This is a genomic window from Rhizocola hellebori, from assembly GCF_016862955.1.
GTDB lineage: Bacteria > Actinomycetota > Actinomycetes > Mycobacteriales > Micromonosporaceae > Rhizocola > Rhizocola hellebori.
In genome coordinates this window covers 363,562-379,786 of the sequence record NZ_BONY01000001.1, presented here as the reverse complement: position 1 = coordinate 379,786, position 16,225 = coordinate 363,562, and the positions used below count along the sequence as shown (strand labels likewise).

At 67.6% G+C, this 16,225-nt stretch carries 14 protein-coding genes; 5 read left to right on the top strand and 9 right to left on the bottom strand.

Translation table 11 applies throughout. From position 1 onward, the window contains the following. Window positions 1-32: 32 nt before the first annotated feature. Window positions 33-1,556 carry an FG-GAP repeat domain-containing protein gene (locus Rhe02_RS01625; RefSeq protein ID WP_203906172.1) on the bottom strand — a complete coding sequence of 508 codons (1,524 nt, stop codon included), beginning with the start codon at window positions 1,554-1,556 and terminating at the stop codon, window positions 33-35. A gap of 166 nt (window positions 1,557-1,722) precedes the next feature. Between Rhe02_RS01625 and Rhe02_RS01620 the strand changes: the two genes are divergently transcribed. Continuing rightward, entirely contained in the window at window positions 1,723-1,944 is a 222-nt protein-coding gene (locus Rhe02_RS01620; protein WP_203906171.1) for a hypothetical protein, read from the top strand. Between the two features lies 1 nt (window position 1,945). On the opposite strand, the gene Rhe02_RS01615 is transcribed toward Rhe02_RS01620, so the two are convergent. After that, complete coding sequence (locus Rhe02_RS01615; RefSeq protein WP_203906170.1) at window positions 1,946-2,644, bottom strand: NAD(P)-dependent oxidoreductase; 699 nt, start codon at window positions 2,642-2,644, stop codon at window positions 1,946-1,948. Window positions 2,645-2,747: 103 nt separating this feature from the next. On the opposite strand from Rhe02_RS01615, the gene Rhe02_RS01610 reads away from it, so the two are divergent. Further along, window positions 2,748-3,401 (top strand): TetR/AcrR family transcriptional regulator, encoded by a 654-nt coding sequence (locus Rhe02_RS01610; protein WP_239123195.1) that lies wholly within the window; start codon window positions 2,748-2,750, stop codon window positions 3,399-3,401. Between the two features lie 25 nt (window positions 3,402-3,426). On the opposite strand, the gene Rhe02_RS01605 is transcribed toward Rhe02_RS01610, so the two are convergent. The 4 genes from Rhe02_RS01605 to Rhe02_RS01590 form a co-directional block, all read right to left on the bottom strand. Next, on the bottom strand, window positions 3,427-3,981 hold the full coding sequence (locus Rhe02_RS01605) for an RICIN domain-containing protein (protein WP_203906169.1): 555 nt from the start codon (window positions 3,979-3,981) through the stop codon (window positions 3,427-3,429). A 130-nt stretch (window positions 3,982-4,111) separates the two neighbouring features. Then, window positions 4,112-7,123, bottom strand: coding sequence for a helix-turn-helix transcriptional regulator (locus Rhe02_RS01600; protein ID WP_203906168.1), 3,012 nt, complete (start codon window positions 7,121-7,123; stop codon window positions 4,112-4,114). Window positions 7,124-7,396: 273 nt separating this feature from the next. Then, complete coding sequence (locus Rhe02_RS01595) at window positions 7,397-7,696, bottom strand: hypothetical protein (RefSeq protein WP_203906167.1); 300 nt, start codon at window positions 7,694-7,696, stop codon at window positions 7,397-7,399. Between the two features lie 222 nt (window positions 7,697-7,918). Further along, window positions 7,919-8,494 (bottom strand): hypothetical protein, encoded by a 576-nt coding sequence (locus tag Rhe02_RS01590; protein ID WP_203906166.1) that lies wholly within the window; start codon window positions 8,492-8,494, stop codon window positions 7,919-7,921. A gap of 143 nt (window positions 8,495-8,637) precedes the next feature. Here Rhe02_RS01590 and Rhe02_RS50830 point away from each other — a divergent pair, with 143 nt between their 5' ends. From Rhe02_RS50830 to Rhe02_RS01580, 3 genes are read left to right on the top strand one after another with little or no spacing between them, the layout of a single operon-like run. Next, the gene (locus tag Rhe02_RS50830; protein ID WP_373320568.1) at window positions 8,638-8,838 is read left to right on the top strand and encodes a YcxB family protein; all 201 of its coding nucleotides are present in this window, start codon (window positions 8,638-8,640) and stop codon (window positions 8,836-8,838) included. Window positions 8,839-8,882: 44 nt separating this feature from the next. Continuing rightward, window positions 8,883-9,320, top strand: a complete 438-nt coding sequence (gene coaD, locus Rhe02_RS01585) for a pantetheine-phosphate adenylyltransferase (RefSeq protein ID WP_203906165.1) — start codon at window positions 8,883-8,885, stop codon at window positions 9,318-9,320. A gap of 1 nt (window position 9,321) precedes the next feature. Beyond that, the gene (locus Rhe02_RS01580) at window positions 9,322-10,071 is read left to right on the top strand and encodes a tyrosine-protein phosphatase (protein ID WP_203906164.1); all 750 of its coding nucleotides are present in this window, start codon (window positions 9,322-9,324) and stop codon (window positions 10,069-10,071) included. A 46-nt stretch (window positions 10,072-10,117) separates the two neighbouring features. Here Rhe02_RS01580 and Rhe02_RS01575 read toward each other — a convergent pair whose 3' ends face one another. From Rhe02_RS01575 to Rhe02_RS01565, 3 genes are read right to left on the bottom strand one after another with little or no spacing between them, the layout of a single operon-like run. Then, window positions 10,118-12,973, bottom strand: a complete 2,856-nt coding sequence (locus Rhe02_RS01575) for a hypothetical protein (RefSeq protein ID WP_203906163.1) — start codon at window positions 12,971-12,973, stop codon at window positions 10,118-10,120. Continuing rightward, window positions 12,970-14,469 (bottom strand): hypothetical protein, encoded by a 1,500-nt coding sequence (locus Rhe02_RS01570; RefSeq protein WP_203906162.1) that lies wholly within the window; start codon window positions 14,467-14,469, stop codon window positions 12,970-12,972. The genes Rhe02_RS01575 and Rhe02_RS01570 overlap by 4 nt, the downstream gene beginning before the upstream one ends. After that, the gene (locus Rhe02_RS01565) at window positions 14,466-16,223 is read right to left on the bottom strand and encodes a hypothetical protein (protein ID WP_203906161.1); all 1,758 of its coding nucleotides are present in this window, start codon (window positions 16,221-16,223) and stop codon (window positions 14,466-14,468) included. Before Rhe02_RS01565 ends, Rhe02_RS01570 begins: the two co-directional genes overlap by 4 nt. Window positions 16,224-16,225 lie beyond the last annotated feature (2 nt).

The window sequence follows — 16,225 nt, the reverse complement described above, 5'->3', positions numbered from 1 at the left end:
GGTCGGGCCGGCACTGTGGTTGCTAATCGGTGCTACAGGGCCATCAGCCGGAATCCGGCTGGGCCGATGACTCGCGCTGACCAGAAGGTGCCGTCGCCCTTGCCCGGGTACCAGGCCAGGGTGTCGTCGTTGTAGAGGGCCAGCATGTCGGCCTTGGCGTCGCCGTTGAGGTCGGCCAGGGACATGAGCTTGAATCCGGCCGGCCCGATGACTCGCGCTGACCAGAAGGTGCCGTCGCCCTTGCCCGGGTACCAGGCGAGCGTGTTGTCGTCGTAGAGCGCGAGCATGTCGGCCTTGGCGTCGCCGTTGAGGTCGGCCAGGGACATGAGCTTGAACCCGGCCGGCCCGATGACGCGGGCAGACCAGAAGGTGCCATCGCCCTTGCCCGGGTACCAGGCCAGCGTGTTGTCGGTGTAGAGGGCGAGCATGTCCACCTTGCCGTCGCTATCAAGGTCGGCCAGCGACATCAGCTTGAACCCGGCCGGCCCGATGACGCGGGCAGACCAGAAGGTGCCATCGCCCTTGCCCGGGTACCAGGCAAGTGTGTAGTCGGTGTAGAGGGCGAGCATGTCCTTCTTGCCGTCGCTGTTGAGATCGGCCTTGGCGACCTGAAGGAACCCGGCCGGGCCCATGGTGCGCGCCGACCAGAAGTTGCCGTCGCCCTTGCCCGGGTACCACGCCAGCGTGTAATCGTTGTAAAGCGCCAGCAGATCGGCGAGCCCGTCGCTGTTGAGGTCGTTGCGGGCGCCGCTCCAGGTGCCGCCCCCACCTCCGCCGCCTCCGCCGCCGCCGCTGCCCGGCCCGTACCAGGCGGTCTCCACGTCAGCGTCACCAGGCATGCACGACGCGGCGACCGAGACCGATTCCGTTGCCGCGCTTGCGGTTACGGCCGCAGCCGAGGAGCAGGCGGGCGGGCTGACCGAGGCCCAGCCGAGGTTTTGGATGCCGATGGCTTCCCGCCCCGCGGCCGGGTCGGCAAAGGTGCCGAGATCCTTTGTCAGGTAGGCGGCGTTACCGCCCATATTGAAGTAGTCGACGTTGGTACCCACATTGCAGTATTCGTCTTTGTAATCCTCTGTTCGGCGGATCGTCTGGATGACGGAGCCCGCCTTGAAGTACACGCCCTCGCCCTGGGCCAACACCGGGCTGGTCGAATGCGTCGTGGTGGTTTCGAACTTGTCGACGACATCGATGTGGAACTTCAGCTCGATTTCGGTCCGCACGCTTGCGGCCAGTTCGATGATCTTGATGCGCCCCCCGGCATCCACGTCGCCGGTGTAGCCGATCCGCGCGTCGTGGCTCCAGGAGATGCCCCAGTGATGGGTCGAGGACACCGATCCGGAGATCGCTGTTGGGGTCGGAAAGTCGATGTTCTTCAGGTGGGTCTGTTCGGCGTCGGGCGCCCATTTGGGCGGACCGTAGTAGGCGTAGCTCTGGTCGTAGTGCTGCGTGTTCTCACACGGTGGCGGCACGGCTGCGGCCCCCGTGCCGATGCCCACGATGGACAACGTCGAGGCAACCGTTGCCAAGGTTGCCAGCACAGCTCTGCGTCGCATTAGGTCTCCTTTCGGGACTGAATGGCGTTGATTTGGCAAAGCTGAGACTGACGCTGATCGTCCCCGCCGTGTCCTCATCCTGTCCTCGCAAGATCACATCGACCGGGGATAGCGGGCAAAACCCTTGCGGCGCAGTTGATCGTGTGGCTCTCGGTATCATCGCGTCGTGGAGGACAGCGAGTTGTGCCTGCAGTGTGGCCATCCATTCGATCCGCACGCGATCATCTCGACGACCGGCGATCCGGTTGATGGCGGGATCATGCTGTGCCCGCGGGTCGATTGCCAGTGCTACTCCACCTGGGGACTTGACGGCGGCGAAGCCAGACGGATACCTGACCGGGTCGAGGTGGAGATTATCCGCGAACAAATCCAGCGCGAAGGTTCATGATTCAACGTGGCGCATCGGTCGTGGCGGCGGCGCGGGCTGAGGGGGCTGCGCGGCTGACGATTGCTGGAGCCTCGTGGATCAGCTTGTCATCGGTGAGGGCCGAAACCATGAACAGCGCGAAGTCGATCCGGCGGGTGATGTTGCTGTTGAGGGCCGGGTCGCCCACGTGCCGACGCCATATCGGCAGGCCCTGGCTGTCGCCCTCTTCGAGGTCGCTGCCGCGCACCACGGTCCAGCGGGTGTCGCTGGCGAAAATCCGGCGGCATGCCTCCACCTGGTCGCGCAGGTCGGCGACGCGAAATAGCCGCGTCAGCGGGCCGAAGGCCCAGACGAAAGCGCGCAGGCGCAACGGGTATCGATCCAGTCCGTCGCGGGAGATGTGCCAGCCGCAAGAGAACACCAGGCGGGCCCCGGGCGACGCGTAGTCAAGCACCGCTTGGGCTGTTCCGGTGGAGTAGCCCTGCACGCCCCACGGCATCAGAACAGTCAGCACCCCATCGCAGCCTTCGACCGCACTGCGGATGGCCTCTCGGTCGTTGGTGTGGCCGGCGACGATCGTGATGTGGTCCCGGAACTCGTCGAGCTTCGCCACGCTCTGCGCGCGGCAGACGGCCACGACCTCGTAGCCCCTGGCCAGCGCGTGCCGGACCATATAGCGCCCCAGCTTGCCCGAGGCGCCTACGACACAGATCTTCACCATTGCCCCTCCCGGCGACCGCGCCTTACAAGTGTAAGGCGCTCTCTGTACCGTATCCTTACACCTGTAAGGCAGTCAACCTCGCGCTGAATCGGAGAGCCGACTGGTGCCCAAGCTGAGCAAGCAACTCGTATTCGAGGCGGCCGTGCAGGTGGCCGATGAGCGGGGCCTGGCGTCGGTGAGCATGCGAAAGGTCGCCGAGCGGCTCGGGGTCGAGGCGATGTCGCTGTACCACCACGTGGCCAACAAGGACGAGATCCTGGACGGAATCGCCGACGTGGTGTTCGCCCAGATCGAGCTGCCCGGCCCGGAGGTGGACTGGAAAGACGCCCTGCGCCAGCGCGCCGTCTCCACCCGCTCCGTCCTATCGCGACATCCGTGGGCGCTGGGCTTTCTGGAATCCCGGCGCACCCCCGGGCCGGTGACGATGCGCCACCACGATTGGGTGATCGGACGGCTGCGCGAAGCGGGATTCACCATCGCGATGGCAGCGCACGCGCTCGCGGTCGTCGACAGCTACGTTTTCGGGTTCGTGCTTCAGGAACGGACGCTGCCGCTCGACACGCCAGCCGAGGTCGCGGACGTAGCAAAGGGGATGTTCGATCTGATGGAGGCGGGCGCGTACCCCCACCTCACAGAGATGATCAAGGAGCACGCTCTCCGGCCCGGCTACGCCTTCGCCGACGAGTTCCCGTTCGGGCTCGATTTGATCCTCGACGGCCTCGAACGGTTGCAGAATCCGAACCGGCCATCTGAATGAGCGGTTCGGATTCTGGGTAAGTGGCTTAGACCGCCACGAACTGGAATTGCTGAGACGACTCGGAGTAGCTGCATCCGGCTAGGCGAAGCCGGGCGTTCGGGGCGGTCGACTTGTTCTCGACCTGCGCGCACAGGGAGTTAATCTTGGTGCGGATCAGGTCGTGGAGGAACCTGTTGCTCGGCTCGGTTCTCCAGTCCTCGCTGGTCCATTCGGGGTTGCACCAGAACTGCTGCACCAGAGTTCCGGGGCGCACCTCGGGGACGCTGTTGGCCACGAGATCCCAGCAGAAGCCGTAGGCCACGTTGACCAGCCATAGGTAGATGCCGTCGCCACGATCGATGCGGTTCCACTGTTGCTGCGTGTTCCACGGCTGGCAGGGCACCTGGGCGATGCCGGCGTTGGCGAAGGGGCCGTTGGGGGCCAGGCACATTCCCGACCTGTGGTTGACGATGAGGTAGGCGACGTAAGCGGGCGCGACATTCGAATCCGGTTGTGGTGCGGCGTGCGCCGGGGTGCCGATGGCGAGCGCGCTGACCGTGACCGCGGCGGCCAGCAGTCGCAGCGTAGTTCGGGCCTTCATGGTTGCCTCCTGGTGTCTGGGATGGACCGGGCGGGCGTGTTTGGCGCCTTCAGGAGCCCACTGTGGTCTGACAGGGGCGGTGCGCACACTGGGAATCTGCCCAGGATCGGGTCGCTCGCGTGCCTAGGTTCTATCGGCTGGTTGCGCCGGCGTCGCCGAGCAGGCCGAGGCGGTGGGCGAGGGCGGCGGCCTCGGATCGGGTGGAAGCGCCGAGTTTGCTCAGGATGCCGGAGACGTGGAAGCTGGCGGTCTTTTCGGCGACGAACAGTGCCTTGGCGATTTCGCGGTTGGTGTGTCCCGCGGTCAGGTGTGCCAGGACTTCCAGCTCGCGGCGAGTCAGGCCGAAGGGTGCCGCGTCTGCCGCAGGCGGGGTTTCTTTTGGTGGTACGAGCTGGATGCGGGCCCGGCGGGCCAGCCGCGTGATCTCGGTGAGCAGCGGTCGCGCGCCGATGTGTTGCGCGAGCTGGGCAGCGACGCGCAGCGGCGCGGCCGCCTCGGTTCTGGTGACGCGGGTGGACAGAAGCGCCTCGGCCCGCCGCCAATGGGCGTAGGCGGCCGGGTACGGCTCGGCGAGCTGATCCCAGCCTGCGGCCACCTCGGCCCACGCCGCAGGATCGGGACGGCCGTGCAGGCGTGCGTGTTCGGCGTGGCATTGGCGCAGCCAGGCAGTCGGTTCCGGCACCGATTTCCCGGGGGGCCGTGCCGCGCCGGCTTCCTGGGCGCCGGCGAGCAGGTCGTCACCCCGGCTGCCGATTTCCTGCAACGTTTTCACCGCTTCCGGCGCTTTACGGGTCCGTAGCGCGGCGGCCTGTTCGGCCAGGGCCCGCAGGCCGAGGGCGGCCAGGGTAACCCGGCCGCGGGGTTGGGCGCCGCTGGTCAAGAGGATCCCGTCGCCGGCGGCCACGGCCGCGTCGGCGTGGCGGCCCTCGGCCAGCGCCAGCTCGGCCAGGGCGAAGGCCCGGATCTCGCCGAGATGGGGCGCCTGGCTGCGCGTTACGTGCGCCTCTGTTTGGTCGAGCAGCAGGTGTGCTTCTGGCAGGTCACCGCGGGCGATCAGCAGCCTGGCCCGCCACAGCCGCAAGAAGATCCCCTTGACGCTGGTGGCCTGGTCCCGCTGCACCAATTCGCGGCTGCGCCGGTCGGCGTCGGCCCAGCGCCCGAGCCGGAACTCCAGTTGACCGGCGAAGCCGTGCAGATAGTCTCCGTAGGTGTTGGCCGTGCCCAGGCGCTGCATGACCTCGGAACCCTCCAACGCCAGCGCGAGTGCGTCGGTCAGCTGGCCGGTGGTCGCGACGGCGTAAACCTGATTGATCCACGACCAGCCGATCCCGTCGATGTCGGCCTGCTGGAGGGCGACCGCACGGGCGCGGTGTAGATGCGCCACCCCCGCCCACGGGTCGCCCAGGGCATGCAATGCAGCGCCGAGCGTCGCCTCCGCCCGGCCCTCCTCCAAGCCAGCGCCGACAGCACGTGCCATGGCGCAAGCCTGCTCGGCAACCTCCCGGGCCTGCTGCGCCTGGGAAACCAGCATCAGTGCCTGGGCATGCGCGGCCAATATTCGCGCCCGCTCGGCCGACGGCGGTGCGTCCGCGAGCATGCCGACCGCGTCGGCGTAAGCGGCAAGAGCGCCCGGATCACCGGCCAGCCAAAGGAAACGGCCCAGCCGTTCCTGCAACAGCGCGGCCCGCACGGGCTCGGCTTCGCCGTCGAGGGCGGCCACCGCGGCACGCTGCAACGCCACCGCCCGCGCCGGTACGTTGGTGTGGTGTACGGCCTCGGCCGCGTGCGCCAAGACGCCGGCCCGGTCCAGCCCGGCCAAGGCGGCCGCGTCGGCGACCCGATCCCACAGCGCCGCGGCACGCTCGAAGTGGCAGGCCGCGTTGGCGAAGGCGTAGACCTGCTCGGCGGCCAGGCCTGCCCTAACCGCAGCCGGCAGGGCACGTTCGGCATCCAGCGCGGCATCCCAGTGGTAGGCCAGCTCGGCCGCGACCGTGGCCTCGGTGCCATACGTCCAGTCGCGGTGCGCGGTGATCGCTGTGGCCAGGCCGGCATGCAACCGCACCCGTTCCACCGGCAGCAGCTCGGCCAGCGCCGCCTCGCGCATCAGCGCATGCCGGAACGCCAAACCTCGACCGTCCGGATCGGCCAGCAACACCTGCTCGGCCACGGTCTCCCTTACCGCATCGGCGAACTGCGGCTCGGTCAGGCCGGCAACGGCCGCGATCAGCCGGTGATCGACCCGTCGTCCAGCCGCTGCGGCAGCGGCCACCACGGCCTGAGCCTGCCCGGACAGCCGCTCGACCCGGGTCAGCAACGTGTCGCGCAACGACCCAGGCAAACCCGGATGTTCGCTGCGGCGCCAGGCGGCCAATAATTCCTCGGCGTAGAACGGGTTGCCGTCTGACCTTACGAAAATGTCGTCGGCCAACTCGGCGGGAGCCGGCGTCTGCAGGATCGCGTCGAGCAGCGCGGAAAGCTCGGCCCGTTCGAAGGGGCGCAGGCCGACCCGATCGACCCGTTCGCTGCGGCCGAGCTCGGCCAGCAGCGGGCGCAACGGATGGCCGCGCCCCAAGTCGTCGCTTCGATAGGTGAGTACCAGCAGCAGCCGCTCGTCGCGCAGCCGCCGCGCCAGGAAGGCCACCAGGTCCCGGGAAGCCCGGTCGGCCCAATGCAGATCCTCCAGCACGAGCACCAGCGGCGCTTCGCTGCCTAGGCGCCCGAACAGGTCCAGCAACAGCTCCAGCAGCCGGGCCTGTGCCGCGGCGCTGTCGGGCGAGGGTTCGGCGCGTGGGTGGCCAAGCTCGGGCAGCAGCCGGCCAACCTCATCCCGGGCGACACCGAGCAGCGCGTCCAGCTCAGCCGGCTCGACCGAGCGCACCAGCCCACGCAGCGAGTCAACGACCGGCGCCCAGGGCAGGCCGCCCTCGTCCAATGCCACGCAACCGCCGACCAGGACCCGCGCGCCTGACCGCTCGGCCAAACCGGCGAACTCACCCACCAGGCGAGACTTGCCCACGCCCGCCTCGCCCGCGATAAGCACCACCGCCGACCGGCCCGCGGCCGCACGCTGATGGGCCGCGTCGAGTTGGGCAAGCTCCTGGGACCGGCCGATCAGCACCGGGCTGGACACCCTGCTCCACATATCGACCAGTATGAGGAGCCGAGCAAGCGCTTAGCTTTCGGCGGCCGGCAGTCGCAATCGGTAGATGTTGCGTAGCTGCCCGTTCACCGGGGCTTCCTTCCAGTACCGGAATCCCAGCTTCTGGCAGACATTCTGCGATGGCTTGTCGACAGCACGCCATCCGAGAACGCCATGAAGCCCTCATCGCAGAACAGCTCGACAAAACGCGGCCGGTCGGCCTCAACGACATGGCGCACCGCAACCCGGGGGATAGGCACGCCCTCCAGTATGGCGTTAGAAGTTGCAGTTTTCGGCCGGGATCCAGCCGTCGCGGTTGGGCGCCTCGGCCCCGTGGCCGTAGTACCAGGTCCCTGGCGAGTAGGGGGCGGGTGGCCTTACCACATGAACGCGAAACCCACGCCCGGCACTCAGGGTGAGATAAACCGGCCCCCACGGGAACTCACGCAACCAGCTGTTCTGGTTGAGGATGCACACTGGGCCACCGTCATCGGCAGCCGCCGGGGTGGCTGCCACCAACGAGCCGGTGGCGGCAATAGCCAAGGCCGCCAACGCCTGGACGAGTCTGCGCTTCATCCGGATTCCTTTCGGTTGGGGTGTTGTTGCCAACCGATTGTCCACAGTGAATGTGCCCCAAACCATGGGAAGACGTTCCCACGGCCTTGCCAGGTGTCAGTCCAGAATGGATTAGTGGCACGTCCACACCGGGTCCATGCCGTCATTATCGCGTTTCCGGGGTTTCAGCAAGAAGGGCCGACACCGTTCACGGTGCCGGCCCTTTCGAGGGGTTGCTGTGCGCTAGCAGATGGTGCAATACCACTGGCGGACAAGGACATTGCCGGCGCCGCCATTGTCGGCGATGTTGTCGTCGTTGTAGCTGAAGGTCAGAAACGCGGACGGGTCTGCCGGCGTGACCGGCGATTGCCGCGAATACTTCAGGCAGCCGCTGTCGAAGCCAACCGGGAACCATCGCCCGGCCGGGTAAATGGCGCCGGTGGCCGTCATGAACCAGCCCTTGTTCACCCTGGCGATCAGCATGTACTTGCGGGCACCGGGAATGGGGAAGCCGGCCCCGGCCGGCACCGGGTCGCCGCCGACGCTCTTGCTTGTTCGCCAGAGGTCGACAGTGATGCTGCCGGAGGCCGTGATCCGGAACGCATCATTGTTGAGCATGAATGCGGGCGGGGTGAAGGTGGTCAAAGCGTTGCCGGCCGCCGCCAACCCGTTGGTGAGCTGCGCGGTGGCCCCGGTCTGGCAGCGGTTGAACGCGGTGAAATCGTCGACGGCATAGGCCGCCCCGGCCGGAGCAAGCGCCACACCGGCCGAGGTGACCAGCATGGCGACGCCAAGCAGTAACGTTCGAAGCCTTGCCATTTCGGCTCCATCCTTTCGCTGGGAACTGGGTACTCCGAGCGTTGGGGCGACGGTGGGCCGGCGAACAATCTGCGAACGACATGCGGCGCGGTTGCGATGGCCGAGGAGCAGATGAGTGCGTGGATCTGCCGCGCCCTTGACCATTGATCAAAGCTGATGGCAGCTTGACCCGGTGGAAAGCGGTCCGGGCCTTCAGCGAGACCCCGCGCTTCTGGCGTTTTGAAACCGCGGACGGCATTTCTCTCCTGATTCCCAGGGCCGGGTTGACACCGGCGGATGACGCGGCGGTTGCCGCCGCCATGAAGTCGTTCGCAGGCCGGGTCGGGGGCGCGGACCTGCCATAGACCGCAGCGAACCCGCAGGATTCGCGTTGGCATATGCTGGCTCGGTGCTTCACGTTTCTGACCGCGGTCTCGGGCCGGTCCGCGCGGTTTATCCGGGGACGTTCGATCCGTTCACGCCGGGTCACTTTGATGTGGTCGACCGATCGCGCCGCATGTTTGATCAGGTCACGGTTCTGGTTGCCGTCAACGATGACAAGCGGCCGTCCCAGACGACCGCCGCCCGGGCGGCGGAGATCCGCGGCCTGCTCCCGGCGGATTGGGCGAACGTCGAGGTGGCGGCCTGGCCCGGGTTGACCGTGGATTACTGCCGGCGCAACGGCTGCGGGGTGATCATCCGCGGGATCAGGAACTCGGCCGATTGGATGCGCGAGCACGAACTCGCCGCGGCGAACGAAGTGCTAGGCGTGACAACGCTGTTCGTGCCTGCCCGGCCGGAGCTGGCGTCGATGTCGTCCACCGCGGTGCGGGCCCTGCGAGCGTGAGGTGTCGCTGTCATGGCCCGGCGGGCGCAACATTCATGACCTCGGTGGCCGGGAGCTGCGCGACGGAGGAACCACCTGTTTTGGGCGGGTGTATCGCTCGGCCGCGCCGGAGTACCTCACCGATGAGGGCTGGGTGCACGCGAAGGCTGCGGGCTTACGGACGATCGTCGACCTTCGGAATGCGCCCGCTGAAACCCAGCGAACAGCGGATCACCCCATTGTCCGCCCCGAGTCGCTGGGCGGGCTGGACTTTGTCTGCGCGCCAACGGAAGATCCTGACGACGTTGAATTTTTGAGGGTCTGCGGCCCCTGGCTGGATCATCCGCGGTCGTGGATGGACAACGTTCGGCTTGCCCCCGCCCGCCTCGCGGCCGTGATGCGGGCAGTGGCCGGCGCTCAACCAGCGGTGCTTGTGCATTGCGCGGGAGGGCGCGACCGTACCGGCATGATCTGCGCGATGTTGCTGGACCTGGCGGAGGCGACCACACAGGCCATCATCGACGACTACGTCGCCGGATGGCGCGGCGCCGCAACGTATTCGGGCCACGGCTGGGTCTACGACACCGATCAGCACGAGTGGCATCGCCATCACCTGCCCGCGACCCATCCCGACGAGGTTGAGCGTCAAATAGCTCAACGATTACCCGCGTTGCGTGAATGGGCACGGAGCTTTCGTACCGAAAATTATCTGCGGTCAATCGGACTTGCTGAGGGCGACATCAATGCCCTGAAGCTTCTGCTGCGGCCATGACGCCATCGGCTGCGGTGGGCAAGCCGCCACAGCCGATGGCTAGGGGTTAAGCCATTATTTGCATCGTCGGCTCACCTTCCGCGATCGGCGGCGGCGCTTCGGTGGTGGGCGGCGGGGTCGGTGGCGGCCCGGCGGCGATGGCCGCGGCGACCTCTTCGGTGGAAGGCAGGTTGAGCGAGGCGTCCTGCTGCAAGTAGATCAGGGAGGTGGGGGAGACGACCTCCCACGGCTCGCCCACCGCGACTTCGCCCTGCGGCCGGTCGTTGGCGTCGGCGATCAGCTCGTCGACCTTCGGGTAGTGCACCACCCGGCCCCGCCACGGCTCTGGCCCCCACTCGGGGATGTCGCCGGTTTTGAGATAGCGGCCGACCATGTGCTCGAAGCCTTCGCGGACAGGCACCACCACGCGGGCGGCACCGGCTTGCAGGAACGCCTCGTGCAACGGGTCGGGGCTGGTTCGTGCGGAAAGCTCTGCCCACTGCGACTGCCCGGCCCACTGGTACGGGTAGAAGACGTAGGTCATCAGCGCCCATTCCATGACGTCGGAGAAGAACTGGATCGCGTCCGCCTCCACCCAGGCCTCGTCCAGGTCGATGCTCGGAATCGCGCTGGCCGTAACGTCCACCGACCCGAACATGGTGAAGTCCTGGCCGGTCAGGATGGTCTGGCAGCCGCGGGTCAGCTCCCGCACCTCGATGGCCCGGTTGACGTCGGTGGGTGTCACCGCGGTGTAGCCCTTGCGCAGCTGGGCCACTGACAGCGCCGACTCGTACTCGCTCACCTTCGACTGGTACGCCTTCTGGATGCGCTCGAACGTGTCGTGCTGCCAGGCCTTCATCGCCTCGTCGGTACGGTAGGCGATGACCCGCATCGAGATCGCTTGCCCGTCGATCTGCTGCGAGCCGATGGCGATCGGCAGGTTGCCGGTCTTACGTGCCTCCAGCTCGACCACCTTCGCCGGTTCCGTGTCCCCGAGGTAGATGTTGAACCGCTGCCCGCCCGCGGCGATCTGGACCGGCTCCTGGCGGACGATCGCCGACGGGACACCGGAGTTCGGCGGTAGCGGTTCGGTGTCGGCGAAGTCGCCGCCGTGGGCCACCGACGCGATGATGGTGCCCGCCGCGTACCCGCTGGGGATCGTCACCTCGCCGGTGGTGACCCCGCTGCCCATCATGATCGGGACGGGGTCTTTCTTCGGATCCGGGTTGACCTCCTTCGTGGTGCGGGTCGGCGGAAAGCTGAACGTCGCCGGGACGGCGATCTGCGCGGGCGGCGGCCGGTCCAAACCGGACAGTTCGTAGCGCAGCCCGTAGCCGACGAAGTTCTGCTCGGTGATGTCGTGCGGCCGGAAATCCAGCGCCTGCACCGGTTCCGGCTCGCCCTCGGAAGCGCTCGTGTTGGCCAGGTAAACGAACTGCGCGGCCGGCTGGGGCACCACGAACTCCAGCAGCAGCCGCTCGCCGTAGTTGAAGACCTGTGCCCGGTCGACTTTCTCCAGCCACCGGTAGACGCCGCGGATGTGGTCAGCCCCGGCGCGGTTGTCGAAGTCGTGCTTGTTGGTCTCGGCGATGCGGGTCCTGGTCGTGGTGACCCGCTTGCTCGACGCCTCGCTGCGCATCGTCTCGGTGGCCCGGTCGGTGACCTCCTTGGCGTAGCTCGACGACGAGCTGTTGCTTTCGGTGGTCGTGCTGGAGTGGCTGGCGTTCAGGTCGATGCCGACCTTTACCGGCCCCCAGCCGCCGGCCACATTCATGCCGGCCGACATCGCGTTGGTGGAGGTGTTGGTGGAGCTGGCCGCGTCCTGCAACTCCGACCGCTCATCGGTGGAAAGCTCGTGGGTGCTTTCGCTGAAGCTGCTCGACGACTCGACAACTTTCTCGCTGGTTCGCGTGTCGACGATGAGCGTCCGGCCGCGAAGCTCGGACTTGAGCACGTTCTCGACATAGGCGATCTCGCCGAAGTCGTAGCGCAGATGCTCGATGCGGACCACCATGAGGTCGCCGCGGCCCAGGACGCGGGCGCGGCCGTCGAAGACCGGCAGGGCTGGCGGCGGCAGCGAGGTGGTCGGGAAGCCGCCGGGGAGGGTGTCGAAGATGTCGGGGTCGATGGTTCCACCTTGGACGATTTCGCCGTCCAGGATCCGGGCCAGCGAGGACGATCGCGAATGCGACGGGAGACCGTACCGCTGCGCCGCCTCGGTCACCCGTTCGGCGGCCGGGGCGAGGTCGGCGAAACCCTCGCCCTGCAGCCCGTCCAGAGCTGGATCACTCTGGCGGCCGAGCGCCGCCGCGCGGCCGGTCAGCCGCCGCAGATCCTGTTGGACGCGTTTGGTATCCAGGCCCGGCCTGGGTTCGGTGTCGCGTACCACGTCGGGCAGCTGGATGGTATGCCCGCGGGTCAGGTCAGCGACGATGTAGCGGTCGTCCAGGCGGGACTGCGCCAGCCGCGCGATGGCCAGCCCCCGCAGCAGTCCGGCGGCTCGCCCCATCTCCGGCGAGGTGGCTTGGCCTAGCCAGCGCACGAGGACCACGACCGTCGCGGCGCGCTGGGCCAGATCCCTGTACGGGGAACCGTTTCCCGCTCCGGGCGGCGGCAGGTGCGGGCGGGCGTCGCCGAGGGTCAGCGTGTCGTCGACACCGGCCCGGCGGCGCAGCTTGCGCACCCTGGTGGCCAGTGTCGCCAGCGGCTTGGGCAGCGGGGACAACAGCGTGCGGACAAGTTTCATGGCGAGCTGGCGGTCGTCGCGCTGCAACACCTGTGCCACCACGGGTAGCAGCGCGTCGGTGAAGTCGAACGCCTTGTCGATCAGATCGTCGTCCGGTGGCGGCAGGGGCGGTTGTGGCGGGGCCGGCCGGCGTACGCCGACGAAGCGGAACAGCGCGGGCGCTGGGGTCTGGCTCATAACCATTGTCCTTTCACGAAAATCAGAGGCATCACGGATCGGTCCATCTCGTAGGAGCGCATGGCGGCGGATATGCAGCCGGACAGGTGGTTGTAGGCCTCGACCACCTCCGGTGGGGCCTTGGTGGCGATGAAATCGGTCACCTTCGGATCGCGCAACAGCGCTCCTACCGGTTCGAGGTGGTAGGGCGAGAAAGCGGTGAAGGCGTTCACCGACCGGGGGAAATCCGGATGCGCGTCGAAGCTGTCGAACTTCAGCGATCCGGCCCGGACGGTGTTGGGGACCCAGTTTCCGTAGCTCTGCACGTAGTAGGCGAAGAAGTCGGCGGCGCCGTGCCCTTCGGGGGTGACGATGGCCAGATTGTGCGGGTCGCACAGGCCGACGAGGTTGGCCAGCAGGCTGGTGTCCACGTCGGCGTCGACGGCGTCCATAATGGACTGAAGTTGCCGCAGCGTGCGCTGTGCCCGCCTGTGCTCGACCTGGTAGGTCTGTTGCGCCACCTCCCAGCAGCCGACCTCGTAACGAGCGATCGCCACCAGCTCGGCGTTGCTGAGCGTGGTGACCGGGTGGTCCGGGTTCACCACACCGGTGGGTGCGGTCGTGTCCATCGCCGTCGGATGCTTGGCGATGTTGCGGTCGAAGCTGCCCGACAGCACCAGATCCGGATTGCCGAGCCGGGAAGCCAGCTCCCAGCGGGCGTCGGCGGCGCCGAAGTGCCCCTTGCCCGCCGAGAGCTCGAAGCCCGGTGGGGCAGGCGTTCCGGGCTTGAGAAGGATCGTCTTGTAAGGCGGCACCGAGCCGGTTTGCAGCATCTTGGCCACTTGCAGGTCGCTCAGGTGCAGTCCGGCGACACCGGGGAAGGGTTTGGGCGTGGGGTCGTGTGGCAGGTTCAGCGTGCGCAGCAGGTCGGCCGCGCCGCCGCTGGTCGGGATGGTGATGGTGGGGTTGCGCCGTTGCAGCTCAAGGAAACCCAGGTTGCAGAACAGCCGCTGGCGGCCGGTGTTGAAGTCCGGATACACCCACTGGACCACCCCGTTGACCCGCCGCTGCACCGGGAAATCCAGCGGCAGGATCCGGGAGGGCCGTCCGGTGGTGTCGATGACCGGCACGGTGCGGCCCCAATGGCCCCAGCCGAGCAGGTCCGAGACCGGCGAGGTGGCCGGCCGTCCGGCCTTCAGCGCGTTGAGCCGCGCCGCGAAGTAGTTCGCGCCGGAATGTTCGACGGCCATCACGTATCCGTCGGGCCCGAGCGCCTTGCGCAGCATGTTCTGCTGCTGCCGGCCGGAGGTCGCGATGAACTCGCGCAGCGTGAGGAACGGGTTGGCCGCCCGCGCCTTCTCGAACGGCTCCAGGAGCACCCGATGATAGGCGCTCAGCGACCGGGGATAGATGGTGTCCACGGTCCGGGCCAGCGCCGGGTGCATGAACGCCTCGGCCAGATCCTTGTGCAGGCCCCGGCGGACGAGGTCGGTGAGGGTGTCCAGGGAGAGGTTCACGGCGTCACCGGCTTGAGCAGTGGGGTGACCGTCGCGGCCAGCGCGGCGGGCTTGACGCCGAGGAAGGACTCCACGATCCTCACCCCCGGCTGGCCATAGGTGGCCACCAGCCGGATGCCCTTCTTCGCGACCGCCTCCAGCACCTCGGGCAGGAGGATGCCGGCCAGGCTGACCGCGAAGTCCACCCGCGTCATCTCCCGGCCGAAGGTGTCCTTGCCGTCATAGAGGTACCGCAGCAGGGTCGCATAGTCGTTGAGGTCGGACAGCACCTGGCAGGGCGGGAAAGGGATCATCCCGAGGGCGGTCAGGAACAGGTCGCCCATCTCGTAGTTGGTCAGCTCCCGGCGTTCCAGACGCCCGGCGGGAAGACGTTCGCCATGGTCGAGGATGACGACGGGTACGTCATCGAAGTCCGCGATCTGCTCGCGATAGTCGACGATCTCGGCGATCTGGCGGGAACCCTCGCCGCTGAAGAACCAGTCCACCTTGACTTTCACCGATTCGGTACGGATCACGCTGAGCCGGAACAGTGGCCCGGAACCGCGCGGGACTCCGGTCGTGGGCCGCCCGCCGTCAAGCGCCGTCACCGAGTAAGCGAACCGGTCGTCGGGGCTCATCGGATCGATGCGGATACTGATTGGAATACCGGCGTCCATGGGCAACCCGCCGTGCATGCCGGAGAGGTAGACCTGCATCGCCGAGCGCATCGCCGAGATCGGGTCGGCCCGCTGCCGGGCCAGCGCCATCGCCGCGACGGAGGTCAGGCACAGCAGGTCGACGCCGTCGGGCCGGGTCTGCTCCTCGAACCGGGCCAGCGGCAGGAAATCGGCGCCGAGAAGCTCCACTTCGGACACACCGGTGCCCCGCCGGGGCGCGCCGGGCGGCGGCACCGCCTCGGTGTTCTGGTAGCGCTCGAGGAGGAACTGCAGCGCCTGCTGGCTGGTGGACCGCGCCTTCGAACCCATCCGGGCGGCCGAATCGAGCCGGTGCGCCGCCTCCATGACGAAGTAGCCCCAGAACGGCGAGGACGCCAGCGCGTCCACGCCGCTGGAGAAGTCCAGCGACCACGGGTCGAAGTCGTAGTCCACCACCGGAAACAGCTCGCTCACTTCGATCGTCACGCCGGGACCGGCGATGACCTTGAGCGACGGCGCGATCCAGTGGATGCGGTCGACGTAAACGGCGCCCTCGGCCGGGCTCAGCGCCGCGACCTTCGCCGGATCGACACCCTCGGCGAGCAGCATGCTGCCCTGCGACGGCTGCAGGTCGTAGCTGATCTGCGGCAGTAGCGCGGTCCGCGACACCGCCCCGGGCAGCGGCGTCGTCCCGGGTGGCGTCAGCGTTAGCCGGGTGTTCGTCGGGCGCTTCACCGAAATCTGGAAACGCTGCGGGACCGCCGCGTCTCTATCGCTGACCTGGACGTTGACCGTCTCCATCCGGCTGCCGCTGCGGTAGCGGGCCACCATTGTCGCCGGCAGGTGGGTCAGGATAGTGGCGAACCACGACGGCAGATAGGTGATCGTCAGCTTCTCGTCGGCGAAACTGGTCGCCTCGCGTTCGACGTGCAGGATGTTGCCGCAGAAGTCGATCATTACGTAGAGCGGCAGCAACCGGTTGCCGCAGCACAACTCCAGCCATTCGCTGCCGGCATAGTCGGGCGAGTCGATGACGTCCTGAGCGGCGTCGAGCACCGGCTTCAGGTCGAGGGAGACCCTCGTGAGGATCTCGTAGTCGCTCGGCAGCAGAGAAGGCATGC